The organism is Luedemannella helvata (assembly GCF_039528415.1).
In the GTDB taxonomy this organism is placed as follows: Bacteria; Actinomycetota; Actinomycetes; order Mycobacteriales; family Micromonosporaceae; genus Luedemannella; species Luedemannella helvata.
Map to the genome: position 1 here is coordinate 1 of NZ_BAAALS010000013.1, position 14,990 is coordinate 14,990.

General features: G+C 73.0%; 10 protein-coding genes. 3 read left to right on the forward strand and 7 right to left on the reverse strand.

Annotation, left to right across the window (positions count from 1 at the left end):
- Positions 1–81: 81 nt before the first annotated feature.
- The 5 genes from ABD191_RS14550 to ABD191_RS14570 form a co-directional block, all read right to left on the reverse strand.
- Positions 82–2,859, reverse strand: a complete 2,778-nt coding sequence (locus ABD191_RS14550) for a cation-translocating P-type ATPase (RefSeq protein WP_344081666.1) — start codon at positions 2,857–2,859, stop codon at positions 82–84.
- Positions 2,860–2,876: 17 nt separating this feature from the next.
- On the reverse strand, positions 2,877–4,520 hold the full coding sequence (locus ABD191_RS14555) for an alpha/beta hydrolase (protein ID WP_344081669.1): 1,644 nt from the start codon (positions 4,518–4,520) through the stop codon (positions 2,877–2,879).
- Positions 4,521–4,530: 10 nt separating this feature from the next.
- Complete coding sequence (locus ABD191_RS14560; protein WP_344081672.1) at positions 4,531–5,229, reverse strand: CPBP family intramembrane glutamic endopeptidase; 699 nt, start codon at positions 5,227–5,229, stop codon at positions 4,531–4,533.
- Position 5,230: 1 nt separating this feature from the next.
- Complete coding sequence (locus tag ABD191_RS14565; RefSeq protein WP_344081675.1) at positions 5,231–6,610, reverse strand: MFS transporter; 1,380 nt, start codon at positions 6,608–6,610, stop codon at positions 5,231–5,233.
- A gap of 94 nt (positions 6,611–6,704) precedes the next feature.
- Entirely contained in the window at positions 6,705–9,443 is a 2,739-nt protein-coding gene (locus ABD191_RS14570) for an ATP-binding protein (protein WP_344081678.1), read from the reverse strand.
- Positions 9,444–9,872: 429 nt separating this feature from the next.
- Here ABD191_RS14570 and ABD191_RS14575 point away from each other — a divergent pair, with 429 nt between their 5' ends.
- The 3 genes from ABD191_RS14575 (at position 9,873) to ABD191_RS14585 (ending at position 12,598) form a co-directional block, all read left to right on the forward strand.
- Positions 9,873–10,370, forward strand: a complete 498-nt coding sequence (locus tag ABD191_RS14575; RefSeq protein ID WP_344081681.1) for an anthrone oxygenase family protein — start codon at positions 9,873–9,875, stop codon at positions 10,368–10,370.
- Between the two features lie 118 nt (positions 10,371–10,488).
- Positions 10,489–11,478 carry a glycosyltransferase family 2 protein gene (locus ABD191_RS14580; protein ID WP_344081684.1) on the forward strand — a complete coding sequence of 330 codons (990 nt, stop codon included), beginning with the start codon at positions 10,489–10,491 and terminating at the stop codon, positions 11,476–11,478.
- Entirely contained in the window at positions 11,465–12,598 is a 1,134-nt protein-coding gene (locus ABD191_RS14585; RefSeq protein ID WP_344081687.1) for a glycosyltransferase, read from the forward strand. Before ABD191_RS14580 ends, ABD191_RS14585 begins: the two co-directional genes overlap by 14 nt.
- 43 nt (positions 12,599–12,641) lie before the next feature.
- Here the strand turns inward: ABD191_RS14585 and ABD191_RS14590 are convergent, their stop codons facing one another.
- Entirely contained in the window at positions 12,642–14,168 is a 1,527-nt protein-coding gene (locus ABD191_RS14590; protein ID WP_344081690.1) for a hypothetical protein, read from the reverse strand.
- Positions 14,165–14,977, reverse strand: coding sequence for a hypothetical protein (locus ABD191_RS14595; protein WP_344081693.1), 813 nt, complete (start codon positions 14,975–14,977; stop codon positions 14,165–14,167). Before ABD191_RS14595 ends, ABD191_RS14590 begins: the two co-directional genes overlap by 4 nt.
- Positions 14,978–14,990: the final 13 nt, after the last annotated feature.

Below are 14,990 nucleotides of genomic sequence, written 5' to 3' on the forward strand. Positions count from 1 at the left end.
CCAAACCCGATCAAAGCAGGGTATCGGCACGCCGCATTAATCAGCGGTCTCCTAGGGCGCGGTCAGCTGGTCGACACGAGGTCATCGATCCTTGAAGGCGCCTTGTGCCACCGCGCCGCGACGCAGCGCGGGCGGGGTCATCACGGCGGACCGCCCGGTGTGGGCGCGCCCTTGTCGCCGCAGCACGAACTTGATCGCCTCTTCAACGACGAGGAGACTCAGCGCGATCGTGGTGGCGGTCGCCCACAGCGCCGGGCTCAGGTCGACAGTGTCGAACGCCCGCTGCAACAGACCGATCGTCGTCACGGCGACGATGGCCAGCAGGGCGAACCCGTAGCGGCGCAGTTGAGCGGCGCCCGGAATGGCCGCCCGGTCAAAGATGGTGCCCCGCTGGTCGCGGGAGAGGAACCCGGCCACCAGGTGCAGCAGCGACAGCGTGGTGAGCAGCATCGTGGCTGCCGTCGCGGGCCCGCCCTCCGCATGGCCCACCTGGTACGCCGCGAGCGAACCCACGGTCATCACCGCGCCCTGCACGCACAGCCGCACCCAGTCGCCGGCCGCGAGCACCGGCGCACCGACGGGTCGTGGCGGGCGGGCCATCAGACCGGGCGTGGGCCGGTCGAAGCCCAGCGCGATGGCGATCGGAACGTCCACCACCATGTTCAGCCACAGAATCTGCAGTGGAGTGAGCGGCGCCCCCGCCGCGATGTTGAACACACCCGCACCGATGAAGATCGCGATATACGCGATCAGGGTGGACATCTGGAAGCGCAGGTACTTGAGCAGATTGTCGTAGAGACCTCGGCCGTACTCGACGGCGCCGACAATCGTGGCGAAGTTGTCGTCCGTCAGGATCATGACGGCTGCCTCTTTGGAGACCTCCGTGCCGGTGATGCCCATGGCCACGCCGATATCGGCCGCCTTCAGTGCGGGCGCGTCGTTGACGCCGTCACCGGTCATCGCGACCACATTGCCGTCCTGCTTGAGCAGCCCGACCAGCCGCAGTTTGTCCTCGGGCGCCACCCGGGCGATGACACCGATCCCCGGTAACTGGTCGAGCAACTGTTGGTCGGTCATCGAGGCGAAGTCCGTACCAGTGATGGCGCGCCCCTCGATCCCCAACTCGGCCGCGATCGCGGCTGCCGTCGTGGCGTGATCACCGGTGATCATCCGCACGCGGATGCCGGCGGCGCGGCACTGCGCGATGGCGGCCTTCGCCTCCGGCCGTGGCGGGTCCACGATGCCCACCATCGCCAGCAGCGTCAGGTCGCGAACCTCGCCGATCAGGTCGCCGGACAGATCGAGGTCGGCGGGGTCGAAGTCCCGTTGCGCCACGACCATCACCCGTTCGCCCGCGGCGGCGATGCGGTCGTTGCCGGCCACCGCGACGCCTCGCGTGGCGTCGGTGAGCGGCACGATCGTGCCGTCCGGTTCGCGATAGGCCGTGCCACGCGAGATCAGCACGTCCGGTGCGCCCTTGACGTAACAACGGATGACGGGCCGGCCCGCGTCGTCGGTCATGTGGTGGAACGTCGCCATGAACTTGTAGTCGGAGTCGAACGGCACCTCGGCCACGCGCGGGTACGCCCGCCGGGTCTCGTCGATGTCGAGCCCGCCCTTGCCCGCGAGAACGATGAGCGCGCCCTCCGTCGGGTCACCGATGAGGTTCTCGCCGTCGAGCACGGCGTCGGCGCACAGAACCATGGGCAGCAGGTACGGGTCGAGGTCGGTGCGCTCACCCCCGGCATGCCTGATCTCGCCCGCGAGACCGTAACCCTCCCCGGTGACGGCGAACTGATGCTTGCCCGGGATCGCGAGCTGCCGGGCGGTCATCTTGTTGAGCGTCAGGGTGCCGGTCTTGTCCGAGCAGATGACGGACGTGGACCCGAGCGTCTCCACCGCCGGCAGCCGCTTGACGATCGCGTTGCGCCGGGCGATCTCCCGCGTGCCCAGCGACAGCAGAGCCGTCACGACGGCCGGCAGGCCCGTGGGGATCGCGGCCACCGCCAACGCCACGCCCGTGATGAACAGCGTGTCGAACGCCTGACCGCGCACCATGCCGAGGACGACGACCAGCACCAGCGCGGCCGCCGCGATCGTCGCGATGATCTTTGACAGGCCGTCGAGCTGCTTCTGTAGCGGCGTCTTGTCGGCCTCGGTGCCGGCGAGCAGGTGGGCGATGTGGCCGATCTCAGTAGCCATGCCCGTGGCCGTCACGATCATCTCACCGCGCCCGCGCGTCACGGACGTGTTCATGTACGCCATGCAGGTGCGGTCGCCCAGCGGCACGTCGGCGCCGGCCACCGCGTCGGCTGACTTCGCCACGGGCAGGCTCTCGCCCGTCAGCGCCGCCTCCTCGATCTCCAGCGTCGCCGCGACACACACCCGCCCGTCGGCCGGCACGCGGTTGCCCGCCTCCATGAGGACGATGTCGCCCGGGACGAGTTCCTCGGCGTCGACCTCGATCGCCTGGCCGTCCCGACGTACCCGGGCAGTGGTCCTGAGCATCTGGGCCAGGGCACGCACGCTCTGCTCGGCCTTGGCCTCCTGCCGCAGTCCGATGACCGCGTTGAACACGGTCAGCCCCGCAAGCACGACCGTCGTGCCGGCGTCGCCGGTGACCAGGAGGTTGACCACGGCCGCCACCAGCAGAATCACCTGCATGAAGTCCCGGTACTGGCGCGCGAACGCGGCTATCGGCGACTCCTTGCGGGCGCTGGCGAGCCGGTTGGGCCCATCCTCGGCGAGCCGTCGCGCCGCCTCCGCTCCGCTGAGACCCTGCGCGACGGAGACGTCGAACGCGTCGGCCACGGCCGGTACGGATTGCGCGTGCCAGGTCGACCGCACACCAGTTGCCATCCGTGTTCACCGGCCTTTCAGTACTTGTCGGCGATGAGGGCCGTGAGGCGCTCGGTCTGCTGGTCCGTCCAGCCCGGCGGGGGCACGACACGCGCCCACGCGCCCACCCCGGCGGCGCCGTACTTGTGCCCGTGCCCGTCGGGGACGCGGGTGGAGAACACCATGTCGCCGGTCACCTGCCAGAACGTGACGAACGGAAACCAGTGCATCTGGGGCAGCACGTCGGCGCCGCGCGGCTCGGCCAACCAGTCGGGCCGCTTCAGCAGCAGCCGCGGCGACCACCAGACGATCGGGTCCGAGGGGTGCTGCAGGTACGCGACGCGACCGACGTGCCACTGCGTTGCCGGCTCGTCCAGGTTTGTCGGGACGGCACTGAACCGTACGACCTCACCCTGCTCGTACGTCGGCAGGATCTCCGGGGTGCCGGGCTCGCGGTCGGCGATGAACTCCCGCCACAGGTGGTTGTGGTTCGGGGGGCCGACCAGCAGCATGCCGTCGGTGCGCCCGCTCATGTCCGCGCTGCCGGAGAACGCCGACTCCGCGCCGAACGAGCCGAGGCTCTCGCCGAATGCCACCAGTTTCGGCCGGCTGCCCTCGGGCAGCGCCAGCCAGGCGTCGTAGACCTGGTTGAACAGCTCCCGGCCGGCGTCGCGGGCCCGCTCCCGGTCGACCAGGAAGGAGATCCAGCTCGGCAGGTAGGAGTACTGCATGCCGGCCAGCGCGGTGTCCCCGCCGTACATGTATTCCAGCGGCGCCACGCCCGCTTCGTCGACCCAGCCGGTACCGGTCGTGGTGATCACGCAGAGCAGCTTGCGGGCGAACGCGCCCGTGCGGGCCAACTCCCGCACGACCAGTGCCGCGCGCTCCTCCGTGGTCTCGGCCGAGTCGAGGCCGGCGTAGACGCGGATGGGCTGGCGCGCCCGCGCGACCCCGAACGCCCTGAGTTCGCCGATCGTCGGTCCCCCGGACACGAAGGTGCGGCCCCGGTTGCCCAGCGAGTCCCAGGACACCAGCGACCCGGGCGCGCCCGACCGGCTCGGGTCGATGGGCGCCGCGACGCCCGGCTCGGTCTCGCTGTTGATCTCGGCAAACGCCTTGTCGGCAAGCAAGAGGGCCCCGGTGACGAGGACGCCGTTGACGACGCCGACGGTCAGCGCCGCCGCCGCCACGAAGGCGATGAGCCGGGCCGCCCAGCCCGGCACCCAGCGGCCCGCGAAGCCGCGGATCTTGCGGGCGGTCAGCCGGATCAGGCGCCCGGCACCGATGAGGACGGCGAACGTCAGGGCGGCCACCAGGAGCAGCGAGAGGTAGGCGTGCCCGGGCGGCGTGTCAAGCTCCATGAGGATGCGGAGGTCACGCTGCCAGACCGAGGCCAGGGCGAGCATGCCCACGATCAGCACGACAGCCACGCCGCCGAACCAGAACCACGCCCGCCGGTCCGGCGCCCACACGTGGCGGTGGCGGTGGCGGTAGCGGTGCACGATCACGCGCACCAGCCACCACAGCAGCAGACCCACGAAGTACCCGATCGCGGCGGAGATCCCACCGACCAGCCCCTGCAGCAGCCAGTCGCGCGGCAGCAGGGACGGCGTCAGCGACAGGCAGAAGAACGCCACGGCGAAGACGGCGCCCAGAAAGTCGTACCGGAACCAGCGCGCCATGGCCAGCCTCCTAGTTCCTGCCCGCCAGCGCGGACGTCACGAGAACCCCCAGGCCGTTGACCGCCCAGTGCAGGCCCACGGGGGCGAGCAGGCTGCCGCTGTGTCGGCGCAGTTCGCAGAACACGATCCCGGCCAGGGTGGTGAACAGCACCGCCCCGGCCACCGCGACGACGGCCGCCGCCCCGCCCACGCCCACCGCCGCGGACACGGCCGGGTTCACGACGCTGAGCCGCAGCGACGGCAGGATGTGCCAGAGTCCGAACAGCGCCGAGGACACCCCGGTCGCGACGGCCGGACCCCGGCCCCGGGCCAGCAGCCCCCACAGCACCCCCCGGAAGGCGATCTCCTCCGGCAGGATCGTGCCCAGGGGGATGACGACGAACGAGGTCCACAGCGCCCGGGAGATCGGCAGCTGGTACCGCTGATCGCTGAGCAGGCCATGGGTGGGCGGCAGGGAGACGAGCAGGAGCATCCCGGCGGCGACGACAACGATGGCCACGGCCGCGTACACGGCGCCCCGCAGCAACTGGTGGCGGCCAAGGCCCAGCTCCAGGAAGCCCAGGCCCGCCCAGCGCCCTACCAGGATCAACGCCACGGCCGCGAGCGGGCCGAGGAGGAGCATCGCGCCCGAGGGACCGAACTTCGCCACCACGTTGGCCGCGACCAGCAGCACGCCCACGATGACCAGGGCGACCCGGACCCGGCTCACGTCAGCTGACCTCCACGACGACCGCACCCCTGGGCAGGCGCAGCGCGACCACCAACCCGACGGCGGCGACGAGCGCGAGCACCACCATCGCCAGCCCGTACGCCCGGCCCGGCGTGGCGGTGATGCCGGCGACCAGGATGGTGCCCGCGACGGCCGTGCCGAGCGTGGAACCCAGGTTGGACACGCTGCGCGACAGGCCGGAGATCTCCCCCTGCATCTGCTCGCCGAAGCTGGACTGCACCACGTTCACCGACGGGGTGAGCATGAGGCCGAGCCCGAAGCCGATGAGCAGCAGGCCGGGGGCGAAGGCCCACGCACCGGGGTTGCCGATGACCATGGCCAGGAGAAGGGCGACGCCCGCGATGGCCACCGCGAACCCGACCGTGATGAGCGTGCGCTGCTGGCGGCGGGCCGCGAACCGCTCGGCGCCCAGCGACGCGACGAGCAGACCGGCCGTGGCGGCGGTGAAGATGACGCCGGTCTCGATCGCGTTGTACCCCCGCACCACCTGCAGGTATGCCGAGACGACGAACGAGGTGCCCATGAGCAGCAGCCATTGGGCGTTCTGGGTGACGAGCCCCAGGTTGGCCGTGCGGCTGGCGAAGACCCGGGTCGACAGCAGCGGCTCCTGACCGGCCCGCTCCTTCGCCCGCACGGAGCGGAAGAATCCCGCGAGCACGGCGACCCCGGCGACCAGCAGGACCACCATGAGCCAGGCGTTGTCGTCGGCCGCCAGGATGCCCATGACGACGAGCACCAGGCCGGTAGCGGACCAGATCGCCCCAGCGGTGTCGAACGGCCGGCTGGGGTCGGGCGGCACCGGGTCGGGCACCCGGCGCCCCAGCACCAGGATCACGGCGATGACCAGGGCCTGGAACACGAAGGCAGCCCGCCAGCTGAGCGCGGAGGTGATGAAGCCGCCGATCAGGGGACCGGCCGCGGCCCCGACGCCGCCCATGGCGCTGATCGCCCCGAACGCCTTGGCCCGCGACGTGAGGTCGGGGAACAGCAGCGTGGTGAGGATGTAGACCGGCGGGATGAGCAGGGCGGTGCCGACTCCCTCCAGGATCGAGTTGCCCAGGATGAGGACGCCCAGACCGGGCGAGACGGCGCTGAGCAGGGCGCCGACCCCGTACAGACACAGGCCGGCGGTGAAGCAGCGCTTGCGGCCGTACCGGTCGGTGAGCTTCCCGCCCGGGATCATCAGCGCGGCCATGACCAGTAGGAAGATCGTGATCGCGATCTGGACGCCCTGGACGGTCGTGTCGAGGTCCCGGCTGATGTCGTTGATCATCACGTTCATGTTCGAGCCGGCGAAGCTGCAGATGAACTGCGCCAGCGCGAGCGGGGCGAGCACACTGCGCGGTACCGGCGAGTTCATCGGGGCCTCCCCACACAGCATCACCCGAATCAGCGCCAGAACAGTGTTAAACGCCCGAAAACGGGAGCGGCCGAGGTTCGGCGCCCGGCACAGGTCAGCCTCGGGCGACCGCGTCCCCGACCGCGTTACGGGAGGTCACGCCCAGCTTGCGCAGGATGCTCGACACGTGCACGGCCGCGGTCTTCGGCGAGATGTAGAGCCTGCGGGCCAGCTCACCGTTGGTGAGCCCGGCCGCCACCAGCAGCGCCACCTCGCGTTCACGCGGGGTGAGCGCGGCCGAGCCCGCGACCGCGCGGGCGCCGTCGGGAGCCAGGCCGAGCAGGTCGCGCACGGCGGCCAGCTCGGCGACCCGCCAGCCGCCCCAGCCGCGCAGGAGCCGCTCGGCGGCGGCGACCTCGGTGGCGGCGTCGGTCGCCCGGTCGAGGGCGAGCAGGGCCCGGGCGGCCCCGACGTGCGCCGTGCCCCGCACCGACGGCGTCGCGATGGTCGACTCCGTCACCGTCCGGTAGCCGGCGAGCGCGTCCGCGGGGCGGCCGTGCGCCTCCGCGAGCTGCGCCGCGACGAGGGTCCGGTAGTGGTCCCAGACGTTGTCGTCGAGGAGTTCGCCGGCGAGCCGGTCGACCTGGGCCAGCGGCAGGCGCACCGCGAGCGCGGCCGAGACGAGGTCGTGCGCCTGGGCGCCGCTGCGCCAGTACTGCGTGGTCATGGCCTTGAGCAGCGACTCCAGCTCGACCTGCGCGCCGGCCAGGTCACCCCGCCGGCAGGCCAGGTGGAACGCCAGGCCGGGGACGGTGGATGGCCAGCTCTGTGGCCGGGAGCGCAGGTCGGCCAGGATGTCGTCAACCGCATCCAGGTCGTCGGACTCCAGATGCAGGCCGGCGAGGAAGACCGCGTGGTAGTCGGCCCGCCGGCCCGGTCGCGCGAAGCCCCGGTCGCGGACGCGGCCGTCGCGCAGGGCGGTGATCGCGCCGGCCAGGTCGCCCGCGTGCATCTTGAGCCGGGCGCGGCCCTGGTAGTAGGCGGCGACGGCGAGCTTCTCGAACCCACCCCGCTCGGCGTTGACCCGCATGCGCTCCAACAGCGCGCCGTTCTCCTCCGGGTCCGACGGCGCCATGTTCTGCACGACGCAGTTGAGGGCGCGGGCCGCGAGCACCCACTCGCCGAGCCGCTCCGCCTCGTCGACCAGGCCCATGAGCAGTTCGCGGCTGGCCTGCACGGTGTGGGGCCACTCGCACATCGCGGAGCCCTTCTCCACCAGCGCCGCGATCCGCACTGCCGGCAGGTTGTGCTCCTCGGCGACCGCCACGGCCCGGTCGGACCAGGTCATCGCCTGCTCGAACTCGTCGCGCAGCATGGCCGAGTGGGCGACGGCCGTCATCGCGAGAGCCTGATCGACACCGGGAGGCAACTCGTCGATGGTCGCCTCGATCTCCTCGGTGAGGGCGCGCACCTCGTCGACCTCGTCAAGCTCCCACGCGAGTTTCATCCGCAGGTGCAACGCCCCGGCGCGGTCGCGCGCGTCGGCCGCGTACTGCGCCCACTTGCGCGCGTACGCGTTCGAGTCATCCAGCAGGCCCGCGAGCCACGCCGCCCGGGCCGCCGCGCTGAGCAGCTCGACGTCGTTGCACGCCTCGTCGAGCCCCATCTCGGCCAGCTGCAGCGCCTGGTAGGCCGAGCCGATCGACAGGTAGGCCTCCGCGCCCGTGCGGGCCGCGGTGATCATGTCCTCGTACCGCCCCGCGCCGCGCGCGTGGTGGGCGACCATCGCCGGGTCGCCCGCGCCATTGCTGGCCAGCAGCGTGTCCAGGGCCGCCTCGTGCAGGCGGCGGCGCTGGCGACCCAGCATCTGCTCGCTGATCGCCTCGCGGACCAGTGCGTGGCGGAAGCTGAACTCGTCGTCGCCCGTCTCGACCAGCACGCCCCGGTCCACGAGGTCGCGCAGGACCCCGATGAGTTCGTCCTCTGTCGCCTTCGTCACCGCGGCCAGCAGGTCGAACGGGATGCGGTGGCCGAGCACGGCCGCGGCCTCCACTGTGCCCATCGCGCTCGGCGTCAGGTCGTCGAGCTGGCGGCGCAGCGTCTCCGCGAGGTTCCACGGCAGCGGATGGTCGGCCAGTTCCTCCAGGTCGTCGCCCTGCCAGCCGCGCAGCAACTCCTCCAGGAAGAACGGGTTGCCCCCGGTGCGCTGGTGCAGCGCGAAGACCGCCCGGGCGGGCGCCGGCCCGCCGGTCGCCGCGGCCACGAGCGCCCCGGCCTCCGCCTCGGTGAGCCGCTCAAGCCGCACGTGGGTGACCGAATGCGCCCGGTCGATCCGGGCGAGGAGGGCGGCGGCCGGGTGCCGGCGGGTCACGTCGCCCGGCCGGTAGGTCCCCACGAGCAGAACGGGAGCCGGCAGATCGGCGATGCGCTCGAACAGCGCCGCGCTTTCGGAGTCGACCCAGTGGATGTCCTCGAAGACGATCACGGCGGACTCGCCCGCGACCACGTCGGCGACCAGGTCGACGCCGACCTGCAGGCGCTCCACCGGGCTGCGGTCCGGGTCGGTGAGCGCCTCCAGCCGGGCCGGGTCGACGCCGTCGCGGCCGTAGAGGGCATCGAGCAACACCTCGTACGGCCGGGAGAGCGAACCCGGCTCCGCGTGGCCCACCAGTGTCACCGTGCCCGGGGGCAGGCCGTCGAGCAGCTCGCTCACCAACCGGGTCTTGCCGATGCCGGGCTCGCCGGCCACGATCGCGACCGCGGGACGGCGCGCCAGCGCGAGCTGTGCCAGTCGGCGCAGCTCGCGCTGGCGTCCGATCATCATCGAGCTGGCGCCGTCGCGCGTGGTCCGCACGCCGCAAGGGTACCGGCGACCGCCGACGTTTCCCGAGGCTGTTTCGGAGAAGCCAGCTCGGCGGCGGTGCCCGGCCGCCCCCGCGCCCAGCGGCGTGCCGCCCGCTCGCCCCGTGCCGAGCGGGCGGCCGATAACAGTCGATGCCGCTGAGCCTGAGCGATGAACTCCTGGTGCCGGTCGCGGGCGGCGGCGAGTACGAAGTCGGGGTGGAACTGCATGTCCTGCTCCTCGGATTGACCGGCCGGCCCTGGTTGACCGGCGATGAGGTAATCCTCGGTCGGGCAGGGCCCGCCGCCATCAGCAGCGGATGCGCATCTTCGCCACCCCGACCTATGTAGGCGCCCACCTACGCACGCCTAGGCATACCTAGACGGCCCCGGCCGGGTGTCCACTGAGGACCTCAAGATTTGCGCGGGCATGATGGACGGCGTGGAGATTCTGCGTCTCGTGGTGTTCCTCGCCGCCACCGTCACGACGGGGATGATGGCGGGCATCTTCTTCGCGTACAGCAACTCGATCATGCCCGGGCTGCGGCGCGTGGACGATGACACATTTGTCCGGACTTTCGCCGCTCTCGACCGCGCGATCCTGAATCCGCTGTTCCTGGTCGGCGGCTTCCTCGGCGCCCCGGTCCTCACGGGCCTTGCGATCGTCCTGCACGTGGTCGACGACGCGCGATCGCCCGTGCCCTGGATGGCGGCGGCGCTGGTGCTCTACCTCGTCACGTTCGTCATCACGGTCGCGGTCAACGTGCCGCGCAACGACGCCCTCAAGGCGGCCGACCCGGCCACGGCCGGCGTCGCCGCCATCCGGGCGGCGTTCGACGAGCGGAGGTGGGCTCGCTGGAACCTCGCCCGCACGGTGCTCACGACCGCCGCGTTCGCGCTGCTCGCCTACGGGCTCGTCAGGACCGGCGGCCTGGCGTAGCGCCGCCACCGCGGGAAGCCATCAGACATACCCGCCTGAGCCGTCCCGAGTTCACCTGGGGGTCGTCCGCCGCCCATAGCGTTCGCCATCTATCCGGCGAACGAATTGGGAGGTCCCGATGCCCGACGTCAGCGTGGTCATCCCCACCCGCGGCCGTCCCGACCTGGTCGGCCGGGCGGTGCGCAGTGCGCTCGCCCAGACCCTGACCGACATCGAGGTCATCGTCGTCGTGGACGGTCCCGACAGGGTCACCGCGGCGGCGCTGGCGACGATCGGCGACCGGCGCCTGCGCGTGCTGGAGCTGCCCCGCCGGGGCGGCGCGCCCAACGCCCGCAACGCCGGCGTACGCGGGGCCACCGCCCCGTGGACCGCGCTGCTCGATGACGATGACGAGTGGCTGCCCACGAAGCTCGCCGTCCAGCTGGAGCTCGCCCGTACCGCGCGGGCGCCGCTGCCGGTCGTGGCCAGCCGGCTGATCAACCGCACACCGCGCGCCGAGCTGATCATGCCCCGCCGCTTGCCGGCGCCGGGCGAGCCGCTGAGCGAGTACTTCACCGTCCGCAAGGGACTGTTCCACGGCGAGGGGTTCATCCAGACCTCGACCATCCTGGCCCCGACCGAGCTGCTGCGCCGGGTGCCGTTCTCGTCCGACGTACGCCGCATGCAGGAGCTCGACTGGGCGCTGCGCGCGCTGCACCACGACGACGTGGACCTCATCATGGCCGCGCAGCCGCTGGTGGTCTGGCACACGGACGAGAACCGGCAGCGCATCAGTCACGACATGCCGTGGCAGGCCTCGGTCGACTGGCTGCGACGCAGCCGGCCGCTGCTCACCCCCCGGGCGTACGCGGCGCTGACCATGAGCGTGATCGCGTCGATGGCGGCGCCGACGCGCAGCCCGGCGCTGTTTCGCGACCTGCTTCGCGAGGCGCGCGCGCACGGCCGGCCCGGCCTCATCGACTACGTGACCTACGTACAGATCTGGCTACTGCCGCAGGAGGTACGGCGGGCGGTGCGCGACCGGCTGCTCAACCGGCGCCGCCGCGCCCGGGCCGAGCCCATCGCTGTGGAGGCCGCCCCGGAGCCCGTGCTCGATGCCGCCTGGTAGGCCGGTCGTCATCTGGCGCAGCTGCCTGCTGTACGGATCGGAGACGTTCGTCCGCGACCAGGGCGCGGCGCTGACGCGGTGGCAGCCGACCTACGTCGGCGCGGTCAGGGTCGCCTCGCCGCTCGCCGCCGGCACGGACGTGATCGCCTTCCCGGGCAACCGGCTCGCCTTCCCGCTGCTGCGCCTGACGGGCGGCTCGCGCCGCCTGCGCGCCGTGCTCGGGGACCTGCGCCCGGACCTGGTCCACGCCCACTTCGCGGGCGACGGCTGGTTGGTCAGCCGCACGGCGGCGGCCCTTCGCGTACCACTCATCATCACTGCGCACGGCCGGGACGTGACCAGCCAGGCCCGGGCGGGTGGCCTGCGCGGCGTCCGCTACCGGCGCAACCTGCGCGCGGCGTTCGGCCGGGCCGCGCTGATCCTCGCCGTGTCCCGGCCCATCGCGGAGCGCGCGATCGAGCTGGGCGCCGACCCGGCCAAGGTCCGCGTCCACCACACGGGCGTCGCGTTGCCCGTCCTGGCCGGCGCGCCCGCGAAGGAGTGGGACGTGGCCTTCGTCGGCCGGTTCGTGGCGAAGAAGGGCCTGGACGACCTGGTCGAGGCGCTCGGCCGGCTCGACCGGCCGCGTGTGGTCTTCATCGGCGCCGGCCCGCTGGAGCCGGCGATCCGCGCCCGCGCCACCGAGCTTCGCCTGGACGCCACGTTCCTCGGCCACCAGGACCCGGCAACCGTACGCCGCCACGTCGCTGCCGCGAGAGTCCTCGCCGCCCCGTCCAAGAGCGCCCCCGACGGGGACACGGAGGGCCTGCCGACGACAATCCTGGAGGCTGCCGCGCTCGCCGTACCCGTGGTGTCCACCAGGCACAGCGGCATCCCCGAGGCCGTGCTGCACAACGAGACCGGCCTGCTCGGCCCCGAGGGCGACCGCGCGACGCTGGCCGCCAACCTCGGCCGCCTCCTCGCCGACGACGGCCTGCGCGCCCTCCTCGGCGCCCGTGCCCGCGAGCACGTCACAGCGCACTTCGACATCGTGACGCAGACCCGCGCCCTGGAGGCCCTCTACGATTCCGTGGCCCCGGCCCCAAGCGCCCGCCCAGCCGGTGCCTATAAACAGCGTTGAGTGACGCCGGGATGCCTGCACCAAGGCGCGATAGCGCGGGAGCTCAGACGCGCGGGCGCACCCGGCGCAGGACCGCACGGGCGCGGCGGCGGGCGAGCCGGACGCCACCGACGAAGGCCATGCCGGCCTTCGCCGGCCACGACGCGCTGAGCAACTCGGCCACCCGCCGGGCTTCGGCGAGTGCGCTCTCCCGGTCGGCGAGGGTGCGCTCATACCAGGCGGCCTTCGCCCGCGCCGCCGCCAGCGCCCGCGCCAGCCGGTCGCGTTCGGCCACGAGCCCGTCAACCGCGAGTACGCCCGCCGCGCGGGCATCCGCGGCCGCGCCGGCCACCGCCGCCAGGGTCACCGCCAGGTCTGCCGCGCCCGCCTGCGCCGGCCAGGCGTCCGCCAGCCCGCCGCGCACCAGGGTCGCCGCCAACTTCCCCAGCGCCGCGCCGGGCTCCCGCGCCGGCGCGAGCGCGACGAACGTGCCGTCGGCCGTGACGACGACCTGGTCGGCCGGTACGCCGGCCGCCATGCCCCGCTGCCAGCGCGCGAGCAACGCGCGCACCGACCCCAGCTCGCGACGTGACGCCGCGACCATCAAAAGATCTTCAAGGGTACGCCCTGGCGGAACCGCCGCGCCGTCCTCGCCGACCCAGCCGCGCACCGGGTCGTGGTCGAGGCGCCGGCCGTCGACGATCGCCCCGGGCAGGCCCGCCGACCGGTCACGCGACGCGCGACGCGCGACCACCATCCAGCCGGGCGCGAGCGCCCCGGCGAGCCCTTGGCGCAGCGCCTGCCGCGCCAGCCCGCCCGGTTCGGTCAGCACGGCGGCCCAGCCCACCGGCCGCGGCCGACCCGGGCCCGGCCCGACCCTGGCCGGTTGGACCCCGGGCGGCGCGAAGGACCGGCCCAGGGTTGCCGCGACGAAGCCGGTCACGGCGTCATCGGCCAGGATCGCCTCGCCGAGCAACGCACTCGGCGCCGTCGGCGACGGGTAGGCGGCATACACGGCGTCCACGCCGAGTCCGGCCGCCGCGAGGCGCGCCCGCGCCCGGGTGAGCCCGGCAGGCCGCGTCGGGTCGTACTCCCCGGCCGGCGCCCAGTCCCCGTCACCCGGCTCCGTGGGCGGCGCCACCAGGCGGTCCACGCCGAGGGCGTTCGGCATCCCCAGCAGCAGGCGCCCGCCCGGCCGCAGCGCTGCGACGAGCATCTCGAACGCCTCACCCCAGGCGAACTCGTCGCACTCCATAGAGGACAGACGGGCCACGCCGTCGAGCGCCACAACGGTGTCGAATGGCGGCTCGGCGACGAGCTTGTCCAGCCCGCCGCAGCACACGGTCACGCCGGGCAGCGCGGACAGCGCCTCCGCGTCGCGTACTCCCCTGACGAGGAGGGTGAGCCGCGCGGCCGGCAGCGCGCCGACCAGAGCGGGGTCGTGCGGGCCGGCGAGCAGCACCCGACCGCCCGGGGGGACGGCCGCGCGCAGCAGGGCGGCCAGGGACGCGCCGCGCGCCGGGCCGGGCCCCCGCACGCCGTCGAGGTCGGACCAGCCGGCCATCTCGCCCCCGATGAACAGGGGTTTCATGCGTGCCAGCCGAACAGGTGGCGCAGCTCGGCCGGCGGGACGAGGCGGTCGGCGCCCAGTTCCGCGACGGCGGCTTCGCGGGCGAGGGCCGGGTCGACCCGCTCGCCGTGCAGCTCGGCCCACTGCCGGCGGATGCGGGCGTGACCGCCGTGGGCGCCCGCGTCGCGTTCCAGCAGCATCGGGTCGCCGTAGACGGCCGGCTCACACCCGGCGAGCACGCCGTAGAAGATCGCGCTCGTGAGTCGGTTGGCGGCGACCCGGGCGTGCCGGCGCAGCTCGCCCAGCTGGCGGTCGAGGAACCCGGGGTCCAGGTCGCGCCACCAGCCACCCCGGTACCCGTGGCACACCACCCGGAACCCCGCCCGCTCGTAGCGCCGGCGCAGCCGCCGCGACTGGAACTCCTGCCAGTACAGGCAGATGGTCACCGGACCGGGCTCGGTCGCGCGGATCTGATCGATGAGGCGGCCGTGGTCGCCGACGACGTGCTGGCCCTCCCACCCGTGGAATGGGTACCAGATGGTGCCCTCCCGGCCGGCGGCCGGCGGCGACGCCATGGCGAGCAGGTACGCGAACGGCGCGCCCACGACGTACAGCTCGCGCCGGCCCATCGACCAGGCGCGGCGGCGGGTGCGCTCCGACCACAGGAACACGGGCGTACCGGTCACGAACTCGTGGTCGTCGGCGAGCCCGTCGCCGATGTTCCAGCCGTGCTGCAGGTAGCCGTGGATGCGCGGCGCCGCACGCTGCGCCAACCCGCAGTAGCGGGCCAGCACGTGCGAGTGGCCGTAGTAGTGGTTGGCGTGATGCACGAAAGAGCGCCCA